Annotated in this window: 16 protein-coding genes; 14 read left to right on the forward strand and 2 right to left on the reverse strand. The window is 74.7% G+C overall.

What is annotated here, in order from left to right; genetic code table 11:
• Window positions 1-92 precede the first annotated feature (92 nt).
• The 3 genes from ACIQTO_RS26990 to ACIQTO_RS27000 all read left to right on the forward strand — a co-directional run bounded on the left by ACIQTO_RS26990 (window position 93) and on the right by ACIQTO_RS27000 (window position 2,912).
• Window positions 93-1,874, forward strand: coding sequence for a glycoside hydrolase family 15 protein (locus ACIQTO_RS26990; protein ID WP_402392979.1), 1,782 nt, complete (start codon window positions 93-95; stop codon window positions 1,872-1,874).
• Between the two features lie 101 nt (window positions 1,875-1,975).
• Window positions 1,976-2,341, forward strand: coding sequence for an SRPBCC family protein (locus ACIQTO_RS26995; protein ID WP_402392981.1), 366 nt, complete (start codon window positions 1,976-1,978; stop codon window positions 2,339-2,341).
• A gap of 148 nt (window positions 2,342-2,489) precedes the next feature.
• Window positions 2,490-2,912 carry a hypothetical protein gene (locus ACIQTO_RS27000; RefSeq protein ID WP_402392983.1) on the forward strand — a complete coding sequence of 141 codons (423 nt, stop codon included), beginning with the start codon at window positions 2,490-2,492 and terminating at the stop codon, window positions 2,910-2,912.
• Here the strand turns inward: ACIQTO_RS27000 and ACIQTO_RS27005 are convergent.
• Window positions 2,909-3,544, reverse strand: coding sequence for an antibiotic biosynthesis monooxygenase (locus tag ACIQTO_RS27005; RefSeq protein ID WP_402392985.1), 636 nt, complete (start codon window positions 3,542-3,544; stop codon window positions 2,909-2,911). The two genes, ACIQTO_RS27000 and ACIQTO_RS27005, sit on opposite strands and share 4 nt — an antisense overlap.
• A 244-nt stretch (window positions 3,545-3,788) precedes the next feature.
• Between ACIQTO_RS27005 and ACIQTO_RS27010 the strand changes: the two genes are divergently transcribed.
• The 7 genes from ACIQTO_RS27010 (at window position 3,789) to ACIQTO_RS27040 (ending at window position 12,841) form a co-directional block, all read left to right on the forward strand.
• On the forward strand, window positions 3,789-4,997 hold the full coding sequence (locus tag ACIQTO_RS27010; RefSeq protein ID WP_402392987.1) for an aminotransferase class I/II-fold pyridoxal phosphate-dependent enzyme: 1,209 nt from the start codon (window positions 3,789-3,791) through the stop codon (window positions 4,995-4,997).
• Window positions 4,998-5,142: 145 nt separating this feature from the next.
• A complete protein-coding gene (gene egtA, locus ACIQTO_RS27015) occupies window positions 5,143-6,504 on the forward strand; it encodes an ergothioneine biosynthesis glutamate--cysteine ligase EgtA (RefSeq protein WP_402392989.1) in 1,362 nt (453 codons plus the stop codon).
• On the forward strand, window positions 6,501-7,931 hold the full coding sequence (gene egtB, locus ACIQTO_RS27020; protein ID WP_402392992.1) for an ergothioneine biosynthesis protein EgtB: 1,431 nt from the start codon (window positions 6,501-6,503) through the stop codon (window positions 7,929-7,931). The genes egtA and egtB overlap by 4 nt, the downstream gene beginning before the upstream one ends.
• Entirely contained in the window at window positions 7,931-8,668 is a 738-nt protein-coding gene (gene egtC / locus ACIQTO_RS27025) for an ergothioneine biosynthesis protein EgtC (protein ID WP_402392994.1), read from the forward strand. Before egtB ends, egtC begins: the two co-directional genes overlap by 1 nt.
• A 50-nt stretch (window positions 8,669-8,718) precedes the next feature.
• Window positions 8,719-9,702 (forward strand): L-histidine N(alpha)-methyltransferase, encoded by a 984-nt coding sequence (egtD, locus tag ACIQTO_RS27030; RefSeq protein WP_402392996.1) that lies wholly within the window; start codon window positions 8,719-8,721, stop codon window positions 9,700-9,702.
• Window positions 9,703-9,820: 118 nt separating this feature from the next.
• A complete protein-coding gene (locus ACIQTO_RS27035) occupies window positions 9,821-11,251 on the forward strand; it encodes a sugar porter family MFS transporter (RefSeq protein WP_402392998.1) in 1,431 nt (476 codons plus the stop codon).
• Window positions 11,252-11,371: 120 nt separating this feature from the next.
• Window positions 11,372-12,841: a nitric oxide synthase oxygenase gene (locus tag ACIQTO_RS27040; protein ID WP_402393001.1), complete on the forward strand. Its 1,470-nt coding sequence runs from the start codon at window positions 11,372-11,374 to the stop codon at window positions 12,839-12,841.
• On the opposite strand, the gene ACIQTO_RS27045 is transcribed toward ACIQTO_RS27040, so the two are convergent.
• Window positions 12,784-13,491: a TetR/AcrR family transcriptional regulator C-terminal domain-containing protein gene (locus tag ACIQTO_RS27045; protein ID WP_402393003.1), complete on the reverse strand. Its 708-nt coding sequence runs from the start codon at window positions 13,489-13,491 to the stop codon at window positions 12,784-12,786. The genes ACIQTO_RS27040 and ACIQTO_RS27045 overlap by 58 nt on opposite strands.
• A gap of 174 nt (window positions 13,492-13,665) precedes the next feature.
• On the opposite strand from ACIQTO_RS27045, the gene ACIQTO_RS27050 reads away from it, so the two are divergent.
• From ACIQTO_RS27050 to ACIQTO_RS27065, 4 genes are all read left to right on the forward strand, one after another.
• Window positions 13,666-14,814, forward strand: coding sequence for an acyl-CoA dehydrogenase family protein (locus ACIQTO_RS27050; RefSeq protein ID WP_402393006.1), 1,149 nt, complete (start codon window positions 13,666-13,668; stop codon window positions 14,812-14,814).
• A gap of 44 nt (window positions 14,815-14,858) precedes the next feature.
• A complete protein-coding gene (locus ACIQTO_RS27055) occupies window positions 14,859-16,046 on the forward strand; it encodes a thiolase family protein (protein ID WP_402393008.1) in 1,188 nt (395 codons plus the stop codon).
• A 76-nt stretch (window positions 16,047-16,122) separates the two neighbouring features.
• The gene (fabG, locus tag ACIQTO_RS27060; protein WP_402393011.1) at window positions 16,123-16,881 is read left to right on the forward strand and encodes a 3-oxoacyl-ACP reductase FabG; all 759 of its coding nucleotides are present in this window, start codon (window positions 16,123-16,125) and stop codon (window positions 16,879-16,881) included.
• Between the two features lie 196 nt (window positions 16,882-17,077).
• Window positions 17,078-18,439: a S8 family serine peptidase gene (locus ACIQTO_RS27065; RefSeq protein WP_402393014.1), complete on the forward strand. Its 1,362-nt coding sequence runs from the start codon at window positions 17,078-17,080 to the stop codon at window positions 18,437-18,439.
• Window positions 18,440-18,465 lie beyond the last annotated feature (26 nt).

Genomic DNA, 18,465 nt, shown 5'->3' on the forward strand with positions numbered 1-18,465 from the left:
CCACCCCGCCCCGTGCCGCGGGATCACCCCGCCCTCTCCCGAAGGATCGCCTCGTCCTGCCGACCGCGCACCGCGGCCGGAGAATGGACCCGATGGCCGGACGCATCGAGGACTACGCCCTGATCGGCGACCTGCAGACAGCCGCCCTGGTCGGGCGGGACGGGTCCGTCGACTGGCTCTGCCTGCCCCGGTTCGACTCCCCCAGTTGCTTCGCCGGCTTACTCGGCGACCGGCAGCACGGGGCCTGGCGGCTCGCCCCGGCCGGCGCCGCGCAGTGCGCCACCCGCCGCTATCTGGGTGACACCCTGGTCCTGGAGAGCGAGTGGCACACCGCCGACGGCACCGTGCGGGTGACCGACTTCATGCCCCAGCGCGGCCGGGGCGGGCAGCGCTCCCCGCAACTGATCCGGATCGTCGAAGGCGTCGAGGGCAGCGTCCCGGTCCGCGGCGAGCTGCGGCTGCGGTTCAACTACGGCCGGATCGAGCCCTGGGTCCGCCGCACCGGCCGGCACCGGGTGGCCGTCGCCGGGCCGGACTCCGCCTGGCTGCGGGTCCCGCCCGAGGTCCACACCTACGGGGTGGACGGCGTCACCGTCTCCGACTTCACCGTCACCCCCGGCGCGCGCGTCCCCTTCGTCCTCACCTGGCAGCCCTCCCACCTGCCCACCTCCCCGCGCGCCGACCCCGAGGAGGCCCTGCTCGGCACCCTGCGCGACTGGCGGCACTGGGCCGCCGGCTGCCGGTACCGCGGGGAGTGGCACGAGGCCGTGCTGCGCTCGCTGCTCACCCTCAAGGCCCTCGCCTACGCGCCCACCGGCGGGATCGTCGCCGCGCCCACCGCCTCGCTGCCCGAGCGGATCGGCGGCACCCGCAACTGGGACTACCGCTTCTGCTGGCTGCGCGACTCCTCGATGACCCTCTCCGCCCTGCTCCGCGGCGGCTTCCGCGAGGAGGCCGCCGCCTGGCGCCGCTGGCTGGTGCGCGCCATCGCCGGCGACCCGGGTGACCTGCAGACCGTCTACGGGGTCGCCGGTGAGCGCGTCCTCGGCGAGACCACCGCCGGGTGGCTGCCCGGCTACGAGGGATCCCGGCCGGTCCGGTTCGGCAACGCCGCCGTCGACCAGCTCCAACTCGACGTCTACGGCGAGGTGGTGGACACCCTGCACCTGGCCCTGCTGGCCGGCCTGCCGATGGAGCGCCAGGTCTGGACCCTGCTGCGGGCCCTGATGGAGTACCTGGAGGAGCACTGGCGCGATCCGGACGAGGGCCTCTGGGAGGTGCGCGGCGAACGGCGCCACTTCGTCCACTCCAAGGTGATGTCCTGGGTCGCCGCCGACCGCGCGGTACGGATGGCCGAGGCCACCGGGCTGCCCGCGCCCGTCGACCGCTGGCGGGCGATGCGGGACGCCGTGCACGCCGACGTCTGCGCGCACGGCTACGACCGGCGGCGCGGCGTCTTCGTCCAGCACTACGGCGGGCAGGGCCTGGACGCGGCCACGCTGTTCGTCGTCAAGAGCGGCTTCCTGCCGCCGGACGACCCGCGCGTGGTCCGCACCGTGGACGCCGTCCGGGACGGCCTGGACCACGGCGGCCTGGTCCTGCGCTACCGGGCGCACCGGCACACCGACGGCCTGCCGGGCGGCGAGGGCGCCTTCCTGGCCTGCTCGTTCTGGCTCGCCGACGCGCTCCTCGCCACCGGGCGCCGGGCCGAGGCCCGGGACCTGTTCGCCCGGGTGGTCGGGCTCGCCAACGACCTCGGCCTGCTCTCCGAACAGTGGGACCCGCGCGCCCGCCGCCAACTCGGCAACACCCCGCAGGCGTTCAGCCACGTCGCGCTGGTCAACACCGCCTTCGCGCTGAGCGAGCCGGCGTAGCACCGGGCCCGCCCCGGGCGGGGTCGGCCCGGCGGGGCGAAGGGCGTCCGGTCCGGCACCAGAGTGCGGCCGTCGACCCCAACCACTACCGGTTCCGCGACGTGTGGCGGCCGGCCGCGCCGCCGGCCGCGGTGTACGCGGCGCTGGAGGACCTGCCCGGCTACCCGCTCTGGTGGCCCGAGATCCGCGCGGTGCGGCGGTTCGGCCCGGACACCGGCGAGGCGGTGGTGCGGGCGCTGCTGCCGTACCGGCTGGTCATCGCGCTCACCGCGGTGCGGCGCGACCCGTCGGCCGGCGTGCTGGAGGTCGCGATGCGGGGTGACCTGGTCGGCTGGTCCCGCTGGACGGTCGAGGCGGACGGCGCCGGCACCGCGTCCGGTTCGAGGAGGACGCCCGCCCCGGCCGGGCCCTGCTCCGGCGCCTCGCCCTCCTCCTGCACCCGGTGTTCCGGGCCAACCACGCCGTGACGATGCGCCGCGGCCGCCGGGGCCTGGCCGCGCAGCCGGCCGCCCGTCCGGCCGCCCCGCGGCACCGCCCCCCGTGAACCCGCACGATCGAACCGCCCGTTGAACGGGCAGGGCGCACCGGGCGCCCCCTCGACCCTCGGGAGCTCCCATGCGCACGACGAAGCGCACCGCCCAGACCGCAGGCCTCGCCGTCGCCGGGGGCCTGGCCCTCACCGCCTGCGTCGCCGCCCTCTCCGGCGGCACCGCCGCCGCCCAGGGCGCGGTGCCGCGGGCCGGGGCCACCGTCACCACCACGCCGACGCCCGCCCCCGCGTTCATGCTGTGCTCGCGCGGCACCTACCGGTCCTACGCGGTGTTCCCGAAGCGCGCCAACCTGCGGACGGCGACCGCCAACCCGGGGTCGTGCATCAGCCAGTCCCTGAAGGGCCAGCAGCACGAGCAGGTCGTGCTGTACGGCATCCGCCCCGACGGCAGCTCGTTCAAGATCGCCACCGACAGTTTCGACACCGCCGAGGGCGAGCGCGTCAACACGCTCAACACGCCGGACGACAACGACTGGGAGACGTTCTAACCGGTCCGCGCGGGCCGGTCCGCCCGGCCGAACAGCCAGCCGCGCAGCAGGCGGGTCACCACCGGGAGGGCCGCGTACGTCATCAGCGCGCTGATCAGCGGCGCGGTGACCAGGGCGCGGACCGCCACCGGCAGGCCCGCCAGGTGCGGGGTCAGCAGCAGGCTGGCGGTGATGGTGAGCGGGGCGATCGCCACCGTGGAGGCCACCGCCATCTTCCAGCGCACCGGCGGGCGGCCCTTCGCCGCCGACCGGGTGGTGGCGAACCAGCCCTCCATGCCGAGGATCTCGTGCCGGTGCACCTCGTGGTGGTGCCCGTCCGCGGCGGCGAAGCAGGCCGCCCGGGCCGGCGAGGCCTGCCAGGAGCGGAACGCCGCGCCGTCGCGGAAGTGCAGCAGCAGGTGCCAGGGGTCCTCCGGCCCGGCCGGGCGCAGCAGTCCGGTGCCGAGGTTGCCCTCGTGCCCGGCGGCCGCGGCGAGGATCTCCTTCGCCCAGTGCTCGAAGGCCTCCTCGTAGCCGGACTCGACCCGCCGGGCCACGAACAGCGTGACCTCGTCGTCCGGCCCGCCCCCGGCCGCCGTGCCCGGTGCCGCCGTTGCCGGTGCCGCCGTCTCCGTCCGTTCGCGCAGTCCCATGTGTCCGCCCTTCCCCGTGTCCCGGTGCGTCCCGGGGTCCCCGTGCGTCCCCGGTCGCGGCCGTCCCGCAGCGTACGGCCCCGCCCGGTGTCCACGCCCGTGCCGACCGCTCCTCGGGACGCGGGCGGGGGCGACACCGGGGCCGCCGGGGCGCCGGGCCCGCCCGCCGCGCCCTGGTGACCGGCCGGTCCCGGGCCGTTAGCGTGGCCCGGGACCGACCCCACCGCCGCCCGGGAGGCCCGCCATGACGACCCCGTCGGACGACCGCCGCGCCGACCTCCCGCCGCTCGACCCGCGCGAAGGCCCGGTCGAAGGCCCGCTCGACCGGCTCTTCGAGCGGGCCTTCGACCGGTCCGGCACCGGGAGCGGCAAGTGGGCCCGGACCGGCGGCGACGCCGCCGGCGCGATCGCGATGGGGCTGGCGGACATGGACCTGCCCGGACCGCCGGCCGTCGCGGCGGCGCTGCGCCGGCGGGCGGAGCACCCGGCCTACGGGTACACGGTGTGCGATCCGGCCGGACGGTCCCTGGTGGCCCACTGGTACCGGGAGCGGCACGGGGCGGAGATCGACCCGGCGTGGGTGCTGCTGCTGCCCTTCGGGCCGCGCACGGCCGTCCGCCTGCTGCTGGAGGCGGTGCGTCCGGCCGGGCCGGTGCTGTTCCCGACGCCGGAGTGGGGCGGCTTCGCCCAGCTCTGCCGGGCCGCCGGGCTGCCGTACCGGGAGCTGCCGCTGGCCCGCGACGAGACCGGGTACCGGCTGCCGCTGGACGCCTTCGCGGCCGGCCGGGCCGGGGCGGTGCTGCTCAGCAGCCCGCACAACCCGTCCGGCCGGGTCTGGACGGCGGCGGAGGTCCGCGCGCTGGCCGGAGCGGCGGCGCGGGCCGGCGGCGTGCTGGTCTCGGACGAGGTGCACGGCGACCTCACCCACCCGGGCCGCCGCCACCCGGTGGCCGTCGCGGTGGCGGGCCCGTACCGGGACCGGACCGTCACGCTCAACTCGGTCGGCAAGACCTTCAACACCTCCGGCATCCCGAGCTGCTTCGCGCTGGTGCCGGACGCGGCGCTGCGGGAGCGGATCACCGAGGTCATGGCCGGCTACGGCCTGTGGGAGGGCGGGCTGCTGGAGCAGGTGGCGCAGGGGGCGGCGCTGCGGCAGGGCGGCCCGTGGCTGGACGCGCTGCTGCGCCACCTGAGCGCCGCCCGGGACCGGCTGACCGGGCTGCTCGGCACGGCCGTCCGCTCCGCCCCCGAGGCTTCCTACCTGCTCTGGCTGGACGCCGCCGCGCTCGGCCTGCCGCCCGTCGGCGCCCGGGCGGCGCTCCTGGAGCGGTGCGGCCTGGAGGCCTCCGCCGGCGCCGACTTCGGCCCCGGCGGCGAGGGCTCGCTGCGGCTGAACTACGCGCTGCCGACCCCGGTACTGGACGTGGTCCTGCGCCGGCTGGAAAGGCTCTGAACTGCCCGGCATCACCCGATTGCACCGCCCCTGACCTGCGCGGACATCTCTTCACAAGATGTTTGCGAAGCGCCCCGGCATGGTCCGTAGCAGACTGGGCAGGGTAGACCGGGCCGCAATCGTGATCCCGAGGATGGTGAGTCCGGTGATACCCGTTCGCCCGACCAGCCCGACCAGCCCGACCGCCCGGCAGGGCACCGATCCGCCGCCCGGCAGGGCGACCCCGCTGACCGAATCCACGGCCCGCCGCCACATGGCCGGCGTCTGTTTCAAGATCGGACCGCCCCGACTGGTCGGTGTCGAGGTCGAGTGGTTCGTCCACGACGACCGATGTCCGACCCGCCCCGTCCTACCGGAGCGGCTGCACGCCGCACTGGACTCGCTGCCGCTGGGCGGCCCCGACGGCACGTGTCTCCCCTCCGGTGCCCGCCTCACCCTCGAACCCGGTGGACAGGTCGAGCTCAGCTCCCCGCCCGCCGAAGGCCTCACCGCCTGCGTCGACGACACCCGGCGCGATCTCGCCGCCCTGCGGGCCGCCTTCGCGGCCCAGGGCCTGCGGCTCACCGGAACCGGCACCGACCCCCTGGCCCGCCCGCGCGAGATGGTGCTGGACCACCCGCGCTATCTGGCGATGGAACGGTTCTTCGACTCGGCCGGGCCCTGGGGCCGGATCATGATGACCGGCACCGCCTCCGTACAGGTCTGCCTGGACGCGGGGGCCGCCGACGGCCCGCACGCGCTGGACCGGCGCTGGCGCCTGGCCCACCGGCTCGGGCCGGTCCTGGTCGCCGCCTTCGCCAACTCCCCGCTGCTGGACGGGAAGCCGACCGGCCACCGGTCCACCCGGCAGATCGTCTGGTCCCGGATGGACCCCACCCGCACCCTCGCACCGGCCCCGGACCACGGCGATCCGCGCGAGGCCTGGACCAGGTACGTGCTGGACGCCGAGGTGCTCTGCGTCCGCCGCCCCGACGGCCTGCCGTGGACGGCCCCGGCCGGGCTGACCTTCAGCGACTGGCTGCGCGGCGCCGGCGAGCGCCCGCCGACGCTGGCCGACCTGGACTACCACCGCACCACCCTGTTCCCGCCGGTCCGCCCGCGCGGCCACCTGGAACTGCGGATGATCGACGCCCAGCCCGGCGACGGCTGGATCGTCCCCACCGCCCTGGTGACGGCGCTGCTGGACGACCCGACGGCCGCCGACACCGCGCTGGCCGCGCTGGAGCCGCTGGAGCGCGCCGACGGCCCGCGCCCGCCACGCAGCGACGCCTGGCGCCGGGCCGCCACCCTGGCGGTGGCCGACCCCGCGCTGCGCCGCGCCACGCTGGCCTGCTTCGCCGCCGCCGACGCCGCGCTGGGCCGTCTGCCCGGCGCCGAGCGGCTGCGCACCGTCGTCGCCGAGTTCGCCGAGCGCTACCCCGCGCGCGGCCGCTGCCCGGCCGACGACCAGCTGGACGCCCTGCGCTCCGGTACCCGACGCACTCCCCCGGAGGAGGCCGCACCATGATCGACGACGCCCGCCCGACCGGCTCCCGCGCTGCCGGGGCGACCGGCCCGGGGGTCCGGCCGCCCACCTCCGCGTCGGCCGCCGCCGCGTCGGCCGCCCTCGCCTCGCCGGCCGGCCTGCCGCCCGCGGCCCTGCGCGAGGCGATCGCCACCGAGCTGCTGGCCGCCCGCGCCCGCACCGCCGCGCTGACCGACTGCGTCGAGGACCACGACCTCACCGCCCAGCACTCCCCGCTGATGTCGCCACTGGTCTGGGACCTCGCCCACATCGGCAACCAGGAGGAGCTCTGGCTGCTGCGCAACATCGGCGGCCGGCAGCCGATGCGCCCGGAGATCGACCCGCTCTACGACGCGTTCGAGCACCCGCGCGCCGAGCGCCCCAGCCTGCCGCTGCTGCCGCCCGCCGAGGCCCGCGCCTACGCGCACGAGGTCCGCGGCCGGGTCTTCGACCTGCTGGAGGCCAGCCCGCTGGAGGGCGCGCCGCTGCTGGACGCCGGCTTCGCCTTCGGCATGATCGCCCAGCACGAGCAGCAGCACGACGAGACCATGCTGGTCACCCACCAGCTGCGCCGCGGCGAGCCCGCGCTGACCGCTCCCCCGCCGCCCCCGGCGCCGGCCGACGCGGCGACGCTCCCCGCCGACGTGCTCGTCCCCGCCGGCCCGTTCACCATGGGCACGGACACCGAGCCGTGGGCGCTGGACAACGAGCGCCCGGCGCACCGGATCGACCTGCCGGCCTTCCGGCTCGACACCACCCCGGTCACCAACGGCGCCTATCTGCGGTTCATCGCCGACGGCGGCTACGACGATCCGCGCTGGTGGACCACCGAGGGCTGGGAGCACCGGCAGCGGGCCGGGCTGACCGCCCCGCTGTTCTGGCACCGCGAGGGCCGCCAGTGGCTCCGCCGCCGGTTCGGCACGGTGGAGCCGGTACCGGACAACGAGCCGGTGGTGCACGTCAGTTGGTACGAGGCGGACGCCTACGCCCGATGGGCCGGGCGGCGGCTGCCGACCGAGGCGGAGTGGGAGAAGGCCGCCCGGCACGACCCGGCCACCGAGCGCTCCCGCCGCTACCCCTGGGGCGACGGGCCCCCCGCGCCGGAGCACGCGAACCTCGGCCAGCGCCACCTGCGCCCGGCCCCGGCCGGCAGCTATCCGGCCGGTGAGTCGCCCTACGGCGTACGGCAGTTGATGGGCGACGTCTGGGAGTGGACGGCGAGCGACCTCCACCCCTACCCCGGCTTCCGGGCCTGGCCGTACAAGGAGTACTCGGAGGTCTTCTTCGGGCCCGAGTACAAGGTGCTGCGCGGCGGCTGCTTCGCCGTCGCGCCGGTGGCCTGCCGGGGCACCTTCCGCAACTGGGACTACCCGATCCGGCGCCAGATCTTCGCCGGGTTCCGCACCGCGGCCGACGTGGCGGCCGACTGATGTGCCGCCATCTCGCCTACCTCGGAGAGCCGGTGACGCCCCGGGAGCTGCTGGTGGACCCGCCGTTCGGCCTCCACCGGCAGTCCTGGGCCCCCCGGGCGCAGCAGTACGGCACGGTCAACGCCGACGGCTTCGGCCTCGGCTGGTACGCGGACGGCGACGGGACACCGGCCCGCTACCGGCGGGCCGGACCGATCTGGGCGGACGCCTCGTTCGCCGACCTCGCCCGGGTGATCCGCACCCGGGCGCTGCTGGCGGCCGTCCGCTCGGCGACCGAGGGCTGCGCGGCGGGCGAGGAGGCGGCCGCGCCGTTCGCCGCCGGGCCCTGGCTGTTCAGCCACAACGGCGCGGTGGCCGGCTGGCCGGACAAGCTGGACGCGCTGGCCGGGCGGCTGACGCCGGCCGAGCTGCTGGAGCTGCCGGTCCGGACCGACTCGGCGCTGCTCTGGGGGCTGGCCCTGCACCGGCTGCGCACCGGCGCCGGCCTCGGCGAGGTACTGGCCGGCACCGTCGCGGACGTGGCCGCGCACACCACCGGCCGGCTCAACCTGCTGCTCACCGACGGCCGCGCGATCGCCGCCACCGCCTGGGGCGACACCCTGCACCACCGGACCCTGCCGGGCACGGGCGTGCTGGTGGCCTCCGAACCCTACGACGACCACCCGGACTGGACCGTCGTCCCGGACCGCTCGCTGCTGCTGGCCGGTCCGGACGGCGTCGTCGTCCGCCCGCTCTGAACCCTCCCCCTCCTCTCACCTTCACTTTTTGAACAGAGGATCCATCTGTCATGAGCACCTTTGATCTCACCCGGCTGCTGCCCGCCGACCACTTCAGCACCGCGCTGCACCACGACGTGCGGCAGGGTCTGACCGGCGACCCCAAGCGGCTGCCGCCGAAGTGGTTCTACGACGCCCGGGGCAGCGAGCTGTTCGAGGAGATCACCAGGCTCCCGGAGTACTACCCGACCCGCGCCGAGCGGGCCATCCTGGACGCCCGGGCCGGCGAGATCGCCGCCGCCACCCGGGCCCGCACCCTGGTCGAGCTGGGATCCGGCTCCTCGGAGAAGACCAGGCTGCTGCTGGACGCGCTGCGCGACCTCGGCACGCTGGACAGCTACGTCCCGGTGGACGTCAGCGAGAGCGCCCTGACCGGCGCGGGCGAGGCGCTCGCCCTGGAGTACCCGGGCCTGAGCGTGCACGCGGTGCTGGCCGACTTCACCGCCCGGCTCGGCCTGCCGCCGGAGGGCGGCCCGCGCCTGGTCGCCTTCCTCGGCGGCACCCTCGGCAACCTGCTCCCCGCCGAGCGCGCGGTCTTCCTGCGCGGGCTGCGCGCCGCGCTCGACCCCGGCGACTTCCTGCTGCTCGGCACCGACCTGGTCAAGGACCCGCGGGTGCTGGTGGCCGCCTACGACGACGCGGCCGGGGTGACGGCGGAGTTCAACCGGAACGTGCTGAACGTGCTGAACCGGGAGCTGTCCGCCGACTTCGACCCGGCCGCGTTCGAGCACGTGGCGCTCTGGGACCCGGAGCGGGAGTGGATCGAGATGCGACTGCGCTCGCTGCAGGAGCAGACCGTGAAGATCCCCGCGCTGGACCTGCCGGTCCACTTCGAGAAGGGCGAGGAGCTGCGCACCGAGGTGTCGGCCAAGTTCCGCCGGGAGCGCGTGACCGAGGAGCTGGCCGCGGCCGGCCTGCGGCTGAGCCACTGGTGGACGGACCAGGAGGGCCGGTTCGGGCTCTCGCTGGCGTCGCCGGTGGAGCACCAGGTTTGACAGTTCACTTTACTAATAAGCAAGGGGACTTGTCGGGCATCCCGCGTACAACACTTGAACATTGACGGGTTACGATCTCGGCTACCAAGCTCAGCGTTGAGTACCAGGAGTCAAGATCGTGAGCGTCACCCAGCAGCCCTCGGAGCCCGTGGCGGCGGAGGACCGATCCTCCGACCGCCTCGGCTTCGTCGTCTTCATCACCGCCGCCGCGGCCCTCGGCGGATTCCTGTTCGGCTACGACAGCTCCGTGATCAACGGTGCCGTCTCCGGCATCCAGGAGAAGTTCGGGGTCGGCGACGGCGTCACCGGTCTGATCGTCTCGTCCGCGCTGCTGGGCTCGGCGGTCGGCGCGGCGCTGGCCGGGCGGTTCGCCGACCGGTACGGCCGGATCAAGGTGATGAAGGCGGGCGCGCTGCTCTTCGCGGTGAGTGCGGTCGGCTCGATGCTGCCGTTCTCCGCCTGGGACCTCGCCTGCTGGCGGGTCCTCGGCGGAGCGGCCATCGGCATCGCCTCGGTGATCGCCCCGACCTACATCGCCGAGGTCGCGCCGACCCGCTACCGGGGGCGGCTGGCCTCCTTCCAGCAGGCCGCGATCGTGCTCGGCATCGCGATCTCGCAGCTGGTCAACTGGGTGCTGGCGGACGCCGCCGGGGGCGAGACCCGCGGCCGGCTGCTCGGCCTGGAGGCCTGGCAGTGGATGCTCGGCATCTGCGTCGTCCCGGCCGCCGTCTACTTCGTGCTCTCCTCGATGATCCCCGAGTCCCCGCGCTACCTGATCTCGGCCGGCCGCCTGGACGAGGCCCGCGCGGTGCTCGGTGACGTCGAGGGCGAGGGCTCCGACACCGACGCCCGGATCGCCGAGATCCAGGGCCTGATCGCCTCCGACCACCGGCCGCGCTTCGGCGACCTGCTCGGCGGCCGGTTCGGCCTGCTGCCGATCGTCTGGGTCGGCATCGGCCTCTCGGTCTTCCAGCAGCTGGTCGGCATCAACGTGATCTTCTACTACTCGTCGATCCTGTGGCAGTCCGTCGGCATCGACCAGAGCAACTCGCTGCTGATCAGCTTCATCGGCTCGGTCATCAACATCCTCGGCACCGTGGTGGCGATCCTGCTGGTGGACCGGATCGGCCGCAAGCCGCTCGCCCTGATCGGCTCGGCCGGCATGGCCGTCTCGCTGGCCGCCTGCGGCTGGGCGTTCTCCTCGGCCACCGGCAGCGGCGACCACGTCTCCCTGCCGGACCTCCAGGGCACCGTCGCGCTGATCTCCGCCAACGCCTTCGTGCTGTTCTTCGCGATGTCCTGGGGCGTGGTGGTCTGGGTGATGCTCGGCGAGATGTTCCCCAACCGGATCCGGGCCGCCGCGCTCTCCGTCGCCGCCTCGGCGCAGTGGATCGCCAACTGGGCGATCACCGTGTCCTTCCCCTCGCTCTCGCGCTGGAACCTCTCGGCGACCTACCTGGTCTACGCGGCCTTCGCGGCGCTGTCGATGGTCTTCGTGGCGAAGTTCATGAAGGAGACCAAGGGCATCCGGCTGGAGGACATGGGCTGATCCGACAGTCGGACCTTCGGCCCTCGCACCCTAGCGGCATCCGCCGGGGCGCGAGGGCCGAATCGTTCACTCTCTGCGCCGGGGCGCACACCTCCGGTACTCCTGTTCGGCAGGAGGGATGTGTCCTTGATCTTCAACCGGCTTCGCGCCCGCAGCACCCGCAACTCCCGTCGCCCCGCGCCGGTACCGGCGCCGGCCGCGGTACCGGCGCCGGCCGGCGGCTGCCCGTTCGGCCACGCGCACCCGGCCCCCGAGCCGCCGCGCGGGCCCCAACCGCAGCCCGCCACCGTGCACGGCACCGGCATCCGGCACCTCGTCGACGTCGGGCGCGCCGACCTGCCGCGCACCGACCTGGGGCACCCGGCCGGCCCCGGTCACCGGACCGGCGCGGCACCGCTCACCACGGCGGAGCGCCCCACCGACGCCACGCGGTTCCCCGACCTCGGACACGGCACCGACCTCGGACACGGCGCCGGCACCGAGCCGGACACCGATGGCGGCGCCGAGCCGTTCACCGACCCCGACGCGGCCGCCGACTTCGTCCGGCAGTTCCACCACGAGCAGCCCGGCGCCGGCGACCCGGTCGGGCGGGTGCTGGCCGTCCTGGACGAGATCGACCGCACCGGCACCTACCAGCACACCCCCGCCGAACTCGCCTACGGCGCCAAGCTGGCCTGGCGCAACGCGGCCCGCTGCATCGGCCGGCTGTACTGGCGCAGCCTGGTGGTGCGCGACCTGCGGCACCTGGCCTCGGCCGACGACATCGCCACCGAGTGCTTCGAGCACCTGCGGGTGGCCACCAACGGCGGGCGGATCCGCCCGGTGATCTCGGTGTTCGCCCCCGACCGGCCCGGCCGCCCGGCCGCCCGCGTCCTCAACCAGCAGTTGGTCCGCTATGCCGGCCGCCCCACCGCGACCGGCTTCGTCGGCGACCCGGCCGGCGCGGCCCTGGCCGCCCGTGCCCGGGACCTCGGCTGGAAGAGCGGCGAGGAGCGGTTCGAGGTCCTGCCGCTGCTGGTGCAGGAGCGGCCCGGTGCCCGCCCCGAGTGGTACGAACTGCCGGAGGACACCACCCTGGAGGTCCGGCTCACCCACCCCGACCACGCCTGGTTCGCCGAGCTGGGCCTGCGCTGGTACACGGTGCCCGCGATCAGCGACATGACGCTGGAGATCGGCGGCGTCCGCTACCCCACCGCGCCGTTCAACGGCTGGTACATGGGCACCGAGATCGGCGCCCGCAACCTCGCCGACGCCGACCGGTACGACATGCTGGCGACCGTCGCCGAGCGGCTCGGCCTGGACACCTCCAGCGACCGCACGCTCTGGCGCGACCGTGCGCTGGTGGAGCTCAACGTGGCGGTGCTGCACTCGTTCCAGGAGGCCGGCGTGACGATCGCCGACCACCACACCGAGTCGGAGCGCTTCCTGAGGCACATCGCCCAGGAGGAGCGACTCGGGCGGCCCACCCCCGCCGACTGGAGCTGGATCGTGCCCCCGGTCTCCGGCGGGCTGACCCCCGTCTACCACCGGTACTACGACCCGGTGGACCCGTCGTCGCGCCCCGCCTTCGTGGCGCGCGAGCCCTGGTGAGGGCGTTGCCCGGCCTCGCCGACAGTCCGCTCGTACCGGAGCCGCAACCCGTCGAGCAGCGCTTCGAGGCCGGTCTCGAAGGCGCCCTCGTCGATCGCGCCGCGGTGCTCGGCCAGCCGGTGGGCCTCGCCGAGGTGCGGGTAGTCGGCGGCGTCGTACAGCCCGGCGTCCTCGGGGAAGCCCGCCGCGAACGAGGCCAGCGCCGAGCCGGTGACGAAGTACCGCATCAGCGCGCCGATCCGGGTGGCCTGCCCGCGCGGCCAGCCGGCCGCGACCAGGCAGCCGAAGACGGCGTCGGCCAGCCGCAGCGCGTTCGGGCGGCGGCCGGGGCCCTGGGCGAGCACCGGGACGATGTTGGGGTGCGCGGCCAGGGCGGCGCGATAGGAGCGGGCCCAGTCGCGCAGTGCCCGCGGCCAGAGCGCCCCGGTGGTGAACATCGACAGGTCGACCTCACCCATCACGCTGTCCACCACCGCGTCCAGCAGCTCGTCCTTGGTCGCGACGTGGTTGTAGAGCGACGGCCCGCTGACCGACAGCTCGGTGGCGAGACGGCGGGTGGAGAGCGCGTCCAGGCCCTCGGCGTCGATGAGCCGCAGCGCGGTGGCGACGATGAGCTCGCGGCTGAGCAGGGGGGTGCGCGGGCGGGCCATCCTCGGGGTTCCTCCGGTCGAGTGGGGTGAGGACCGATTGTGGCAGGCGCCCCTTCCCAGCGCGGCCCGGTCGGGGTTACAGTCCCGGTAAAACTTGCAGCGCTAGTTTATCGGCCCGAACCCCCCAGGCCCGGGTCCCCCCGTGCCCCGGCCCCAGTCCGCAGAGGTGTCGCCATGAATCTGGAGCTGTCCGAGGAACAGGCCGCCCTCCGGGACCTCGCGGCCGCCTTCACCGACCGCGAGATCGTCCCGCACGCGGCCGCGTGGGACCGGGCCGAGTCCGTCGACCGGGCGGTCATCGGCAAGCTCGGCCGGATCGGCCTCCTCGGCCTCACCATCCCCGAGGAGTACGGCGGCAGCGGCGGCGACCACCTCGCGTACTGCCTGGCCCTGGAGGAGCTCGGCCGGGGCGACTCCGCCGTGCGCGGCATCGTGTCGGTCTCACTCGGCCTGGTCGCCAAGTCGATCAACGGCTACGGCAGCGAGGAGCAGAAGCGGCACTGGCTGCCCCGGCTCACCTCCGGCGAGTCGCTCGCCTGCTTCGCCCTCACCGAGCCCGGCACCGGCTCGGACGCCGCCAACCTCACCACCCGGGCCGTCCGGGACGGCGACCACTGGCTGATCAGCGGCGCCAAGATGTTCATCACCAACGGGACGTGGGCCGACGTCGCGCTCGTCTTCGCCCGCACCGGCGGGCCGGGCCACCAGGGCATCACCGCCTTCCTCGTCCCCACCGACCTGCCCGGGTTCACCCGCACCGAGATCCACGGCAAGCTCGGTCTGCGCGGCCAGGCCACCGCCGAACTCGCCTTCGACGCCGTCCGCGTGCCCGACGGGGCCCGGCTCGGCGAGCTCGGCAAGGGCTTCACGGTGGCGATGGCCGCCCTGGCCAAGGGCCGGATGTCGGTCGCGGCCGGCTGCGTCGGCATCGCCCGGGCCTGCCTGGAGGCCGCCGTCCACTACGCCGGCCTGCGCGAGCAGTTCGGCCGGCCGATCGCCTCGCACCAGCTGGTCCAGGAGCTGCTCGCCGACATCGCCGTGGACGTCGAGGCCGCCCGGCTGCTCACCTGGAAGGTCGCCGACCACATCGACCGCGGCCTGCCGTTCGCCACCGAGTCCTCCGTCGCCAAGCTCTACGCGAGCGAGGCCGCCGTCCGGGCCGCCAACAACGCGCTCCAGGTGTTCGGCGGCTACGGGTTCATCGACGAGTACCCGGTCGGCAAGTACCTGCGCGACGCGCGGGTGATGACCCTCTACGAGGGCACCAGCCAGATCCACAAGCTGCTCATCGGGCGTTCGCTCACCGGCGTCAACGCCTTCTGACATCCGTCAGAGCATCCGCCCCCCTGGATAAGGAGCCCGACGACGTGCGTCCTGTCTACTTCGCCGCAGCCCGCCGCACACCCATCGGCCGGCTGCGCGGAGCGCTCGCCACGGTCCGCCCGGACGACCTCTCGGCCACCGTGCTGCGTGCCCTGCTCGCCGACCTCCCCGCCCTCGACCCGGCCCGGATCGACGACGTCTACTGGGGCGCCGCCAACCAGGCCGGCGAGGACAACCGCAACGCCGCCCGGATGGCGGTGCTGCTCGCCGGCCTGCCCGACAGCGTCCCCGGCGCCACCGTCAACCGGCTCTGCGCCTCCGGCCTGGAGGCCGTCACCCAGGCCGCCCGGGCGATCGGCTCGGGCGAGGCCGACGTGGTGCTGGCCGGCGGCTGCGAGTCGATGACCCGCGCCCCCTTCGTCCTCCCCCGGCCCGACGAGGCGCTGCCGCACCGGATCGAGACCTTCGACACCCGGCTCGGCTGGCGGCTCACCAACCCGCGGATGGCCGAGCTGCACGGCGTCCTCTCGATGGGCGAGACCGCCGAGGAGGTCGCCGCCCGGTACGGCATCAGCCGGGAGCGCCAGGACGCCTTCGCGCTCCGCAGCCACCGGCTGGCCGCCGCCGCCCGCAAGGACGGCCACTTCGACGCCGAGCTGGTCCCGGTCGAGCGGCCGGACGGGGTGACCGTCCACCAGGACGAGAGCATCCGGGAGGACACCGACCCGGAGAAGCTCGCCCGGCTGAAGCCGGCCTTCCGCCCGGGCGGCACGGTGACGGCGGGCAACGCCTCGCCGATGAACGACGGCGCGGCCGGTCTGGTGCTGGTCAGCGAGGAGGCCCTGGGCGAGCTGGGCCTGCGGCCGCTCGGCCGGTACGTGGCCGGCGGCTCGGCCGGGGTGCATCCGGACGTGATGGGCATCGGCCCGGTGCCCGCCACCCGCAAGGTGCTCGGCCGGGCCGGCTGGTCGGTCGCCGACCTGGAGGAGGCCGAGCTCAACGAGGCCTTCGCCGCGCAGGTGCTCGCCGGCATCGACCAGCTGGGCCTCGACCCCGAGCTGGTCAACCGGACCGGCGGGGCGATCGCGCTCGGCCACCCGCTGGGCGGCTCCGGCGCGCGCATCCTCACCACGCTGCTGCACCGGATGCGCCGCGACGGAACGCGGCGCGGCCTGGCCACCATGTGCGTGGGCGTCGGCCAGGGCAGCGCCGTCCTGGTCGAATCGGCCTGACCGCCGGCCGCCGGCCGGTCCGCCCACCCGTCCCCCCTCATCGACCCATCGACCCATCGACATCGAAGGAGTTGCCGTGACTCGATTCGCAGGCAAGGTCGCCGTCGTCACCGGCGCGGCCCAGGGCATCGGCGCGGCCACCGCGCGACTGCTCGCCCAGGAGGGGGCCGCCGTGGCGGTGGTCGACCTGACCGCCGAGCGGGCCGCCGGAACGGTCGAGGAGATCACCGCCAAGGGCGGCACCGCGCGGGCGTACGGCTGCGACGTGGCCGACTACGACGCGGTGGAGGCGGTCTTCGCCGAGGTCGCGCGGGACCTCGGCGGGGTGCACATCCTGGTGAACAACGCCGGGATCACCCGGGACAACCTCTTCTTCAAGATGACCAGGCCCGACTGGGACGCGGTGCTGACGGTCAATCTGACCAGCGCCTACAACTGCAGCCATGTCGCGCAGACGTACATGGTGGCGCAGAAGTACGGCAAGATCGTCTCGCTCAGCTCGCGCTCGGCGCTCGGCAACCGGGGCCAGGCCAACTACGCGGCCGCCAAGGCGGGCATCCAGGGCCTGACCGCCACACTGGCGATCGAACTGGGCCCGTTCAACATCAACGTCAACGCCGTCGCCCCCGGCTACATCGCCACCGCGATGACCGCCTCCACCGCCGAGCGGGTCGGCGCGACGGCCGAGGAGCACCAGGCGGAGGTCTCCGCCCGCACGCCGCTGCGGCGGGTCGGGCGGCCCGAGGAGATCGCCTCGGTGGTCGCCTTCCTGGCCAGCGAGGACGCCTCCTACGTCAGCGGGCAGACGCTGTACGTCAATGGTGGGGCACGCTGACCCTGTCTGACGTTGCGTCAGAAGGCCGTCCCCGGCGTTGGGTTACCTTCACCTGGGACGGCCTTTACCCTTTCCGGTGGCCAGGCGCGACCATGCCGGCGGGTACGAAATGACTATGGCATGATCATGCTGCTCTCGATGGGATGACCGGACCACCCCGACCGACCAGGTCGGGCCCTGCGTCCCAAGGAGCCCCATGGGCAGCCCCGCCACCATCCGCCGCGCCCTGGCCCTGCTCGCCGTCGGGGCCACCGCCCTCACGACCGGCACCTTCGCCGCCCCGGCCGTCCAGCCGGCCGCCGCCACCGGCCTCGCGGGCGTCCACGTCCGCCCCGCCTCGACCGGGCACATCAGCGCCGTCGGGCGGAACGCGCCCCTGCCCACCTCGCAGTGCGTCAGCGAGATCGGCATCCACTGCTACTCCCCGCTGCAGTACCGGACCGCGTACAACCTCGACCCGCTGTACCGGGAGGGCATCACCGGCAAGGGCCGCACGATCGTCATCGTCGACTCCTTCGGCTCACCGACCATCCAGCACGACCTGGAGGTCTTCGACAAGCAGTGGGGCATCCCGGACACCCAGGTCGAGGTGGTCAAGTGGGGCAACGTCCCGGTCTTCGACCCGACCAACCCCGACCACACCGGCTGGGCCGGCGAGAGCACCCTGGACGTCGAGTACGCCCACGCCGTCGCCCCCGACGCCCACATCATCCTGGTCGAGACCGGCGTCGCCGAGACCGAGGGGACGACCGGGCTTCCCGAGATGATGGACGCCGAGAAGTCCCTCATCAAGTCCGGCCGCGCCGACGTCATCTCCCAGAGCTTCGGCGCCACCGAGAACACCTTCCCCGGCTTCGACAAGGGCGACTACTCCTCCCTCACCGGCCTGCGGTACGCCTTCCAGGAGGCCGCCGCGCACGACGTCACCGTCCTCGCCGCCTCCGGCGACACCGGCGCCACCGACTACCAGGCCAACGGCGAGGACCTCTACCCGCACAAGGTCAACTCCTGGCCCTCCGCCGACCCGCTGGTCACCTCCGTCGGCGGCACCCAGCTGACCCTGGACGACGCGGGCCGGCGGACCACCCCCGACCGGGTGTGGCACGACAGCCGCGGCGCGGGCGGCGGCGGGACCTCCGCCGTCTTCGACCGCCCCTGGTACCAGGCCGGCGTCGCCGGCGTCACCGGCAACCACCGCGGCACGCCCGACCTCAGCATGAGCGCGGCGGTCGACGGCGCCGCCTGGACGTACGAGTCCTACGACCCGACCTCGGTCGGCTGGCACCTCACCGGCGGCACCAGCGAGGCGACCCCGGTCTTCTCCGGCGTCGTCGCCCTCGCCGACCAGCTCGCCGGCCACCGCCTCGGCCAGCTCAACTGGCGCCTCTACGGCCTCGCCCTGCTCCCGCAGCAGTGGAGCGGCCTGGTCGACGTGACGACGGGCGACAACTCCTGGGACACCGTGACGGGTTACCCGGCCGCCAAGGGCTACGACCTCGCCAGCGGCCTCGGCACCATCGACGGCACCAGGTTCGTCCACGCCCTCGCGGGGCGGTAGGAACAGACCCTCACGCGCCGGAGCGG

Origin of the sequence: Kitasatospora sp. NPDC091207, from assembly GCF_044768625.1 — a bacterium.
Classification (GTDB): Bacteria; Actinomycetota; Actinomycetes; order Streptomycetales; family Streptomycetaceae; genus Kitasatospora.

Bases quoted from the DNA above. Each gene is read 5' to 3' on its own strand.
- ACIQTO_RS26990 (WP_402392979.1), top strand. From the start codon at position 93: ATGGCCGGACGCATCGAGGACTACGCCCTGATCGGCGACCTGCAGACA.
- ACIQTO_RS27000 (WP_402392983.1), top strand. From the start codon at position 2,490: ATGCGCACGACGAAGCGCACCGCCCAGACCGCAGGCCTCGCCGTCGCC.
- ACIQTO_RS27005 (WP_402392985.1), bottom strand. From the start codon at position 3,544: ATGGGACTGCGCGAACGGACGGAGACGGCGGCACCGGCAACGGCGGCA.
- ACIQTO_RS27010 (WP_402392987.1), top strand. From the start codon at position 3,789: ATGACGACCCCGTCGGACGACCGCCGCGCCGACCTCCCGCCGCTCGAC.
- egtB (WP_402392992.1), top strand. From the start codon at position 6,501: ATGATCGACGACGCCCGCCCGACCGGCTCCCGCGCTGCCGGGGCGACC.
- egtC (WP_402392994.1), top strand. From the start codon at position 7,931: ATGTGCCGCCATCTCGCCTACCTCGGAGAGCCGGTGACGCCCCGGGAG.
- egtD (WP_402392996.1), top strand. From the start codon at position 8,719: ATGAGCACCTTTGATCTCACCCGGCTGCTGCCCGCCGACCACTTCAGC.
- ACIQTO_RS27045 (WP_402393003.1), bottom strand. From the start codon at position 13,491: ATGGCCCGCCCGCGCACCCCCCTGCTCAGCCGCGAGCTCATCGTCGCC.
- ACIQTO_RS27050 (WP_402393006.1), top strand. From the start codon at position 13,666: ATGAATCTGGAGCTGTCCGAGGAACAGGCCGCCCTCCGGGACCTCGCG.
- ACIQTO_RS27065 (WP_402393014.1), top strand. From the start codon at position 17,078: ATGGGCAGCCCCGCCACCATCCGCCGCGCCCTGGCCCTGCTCGCCGTC.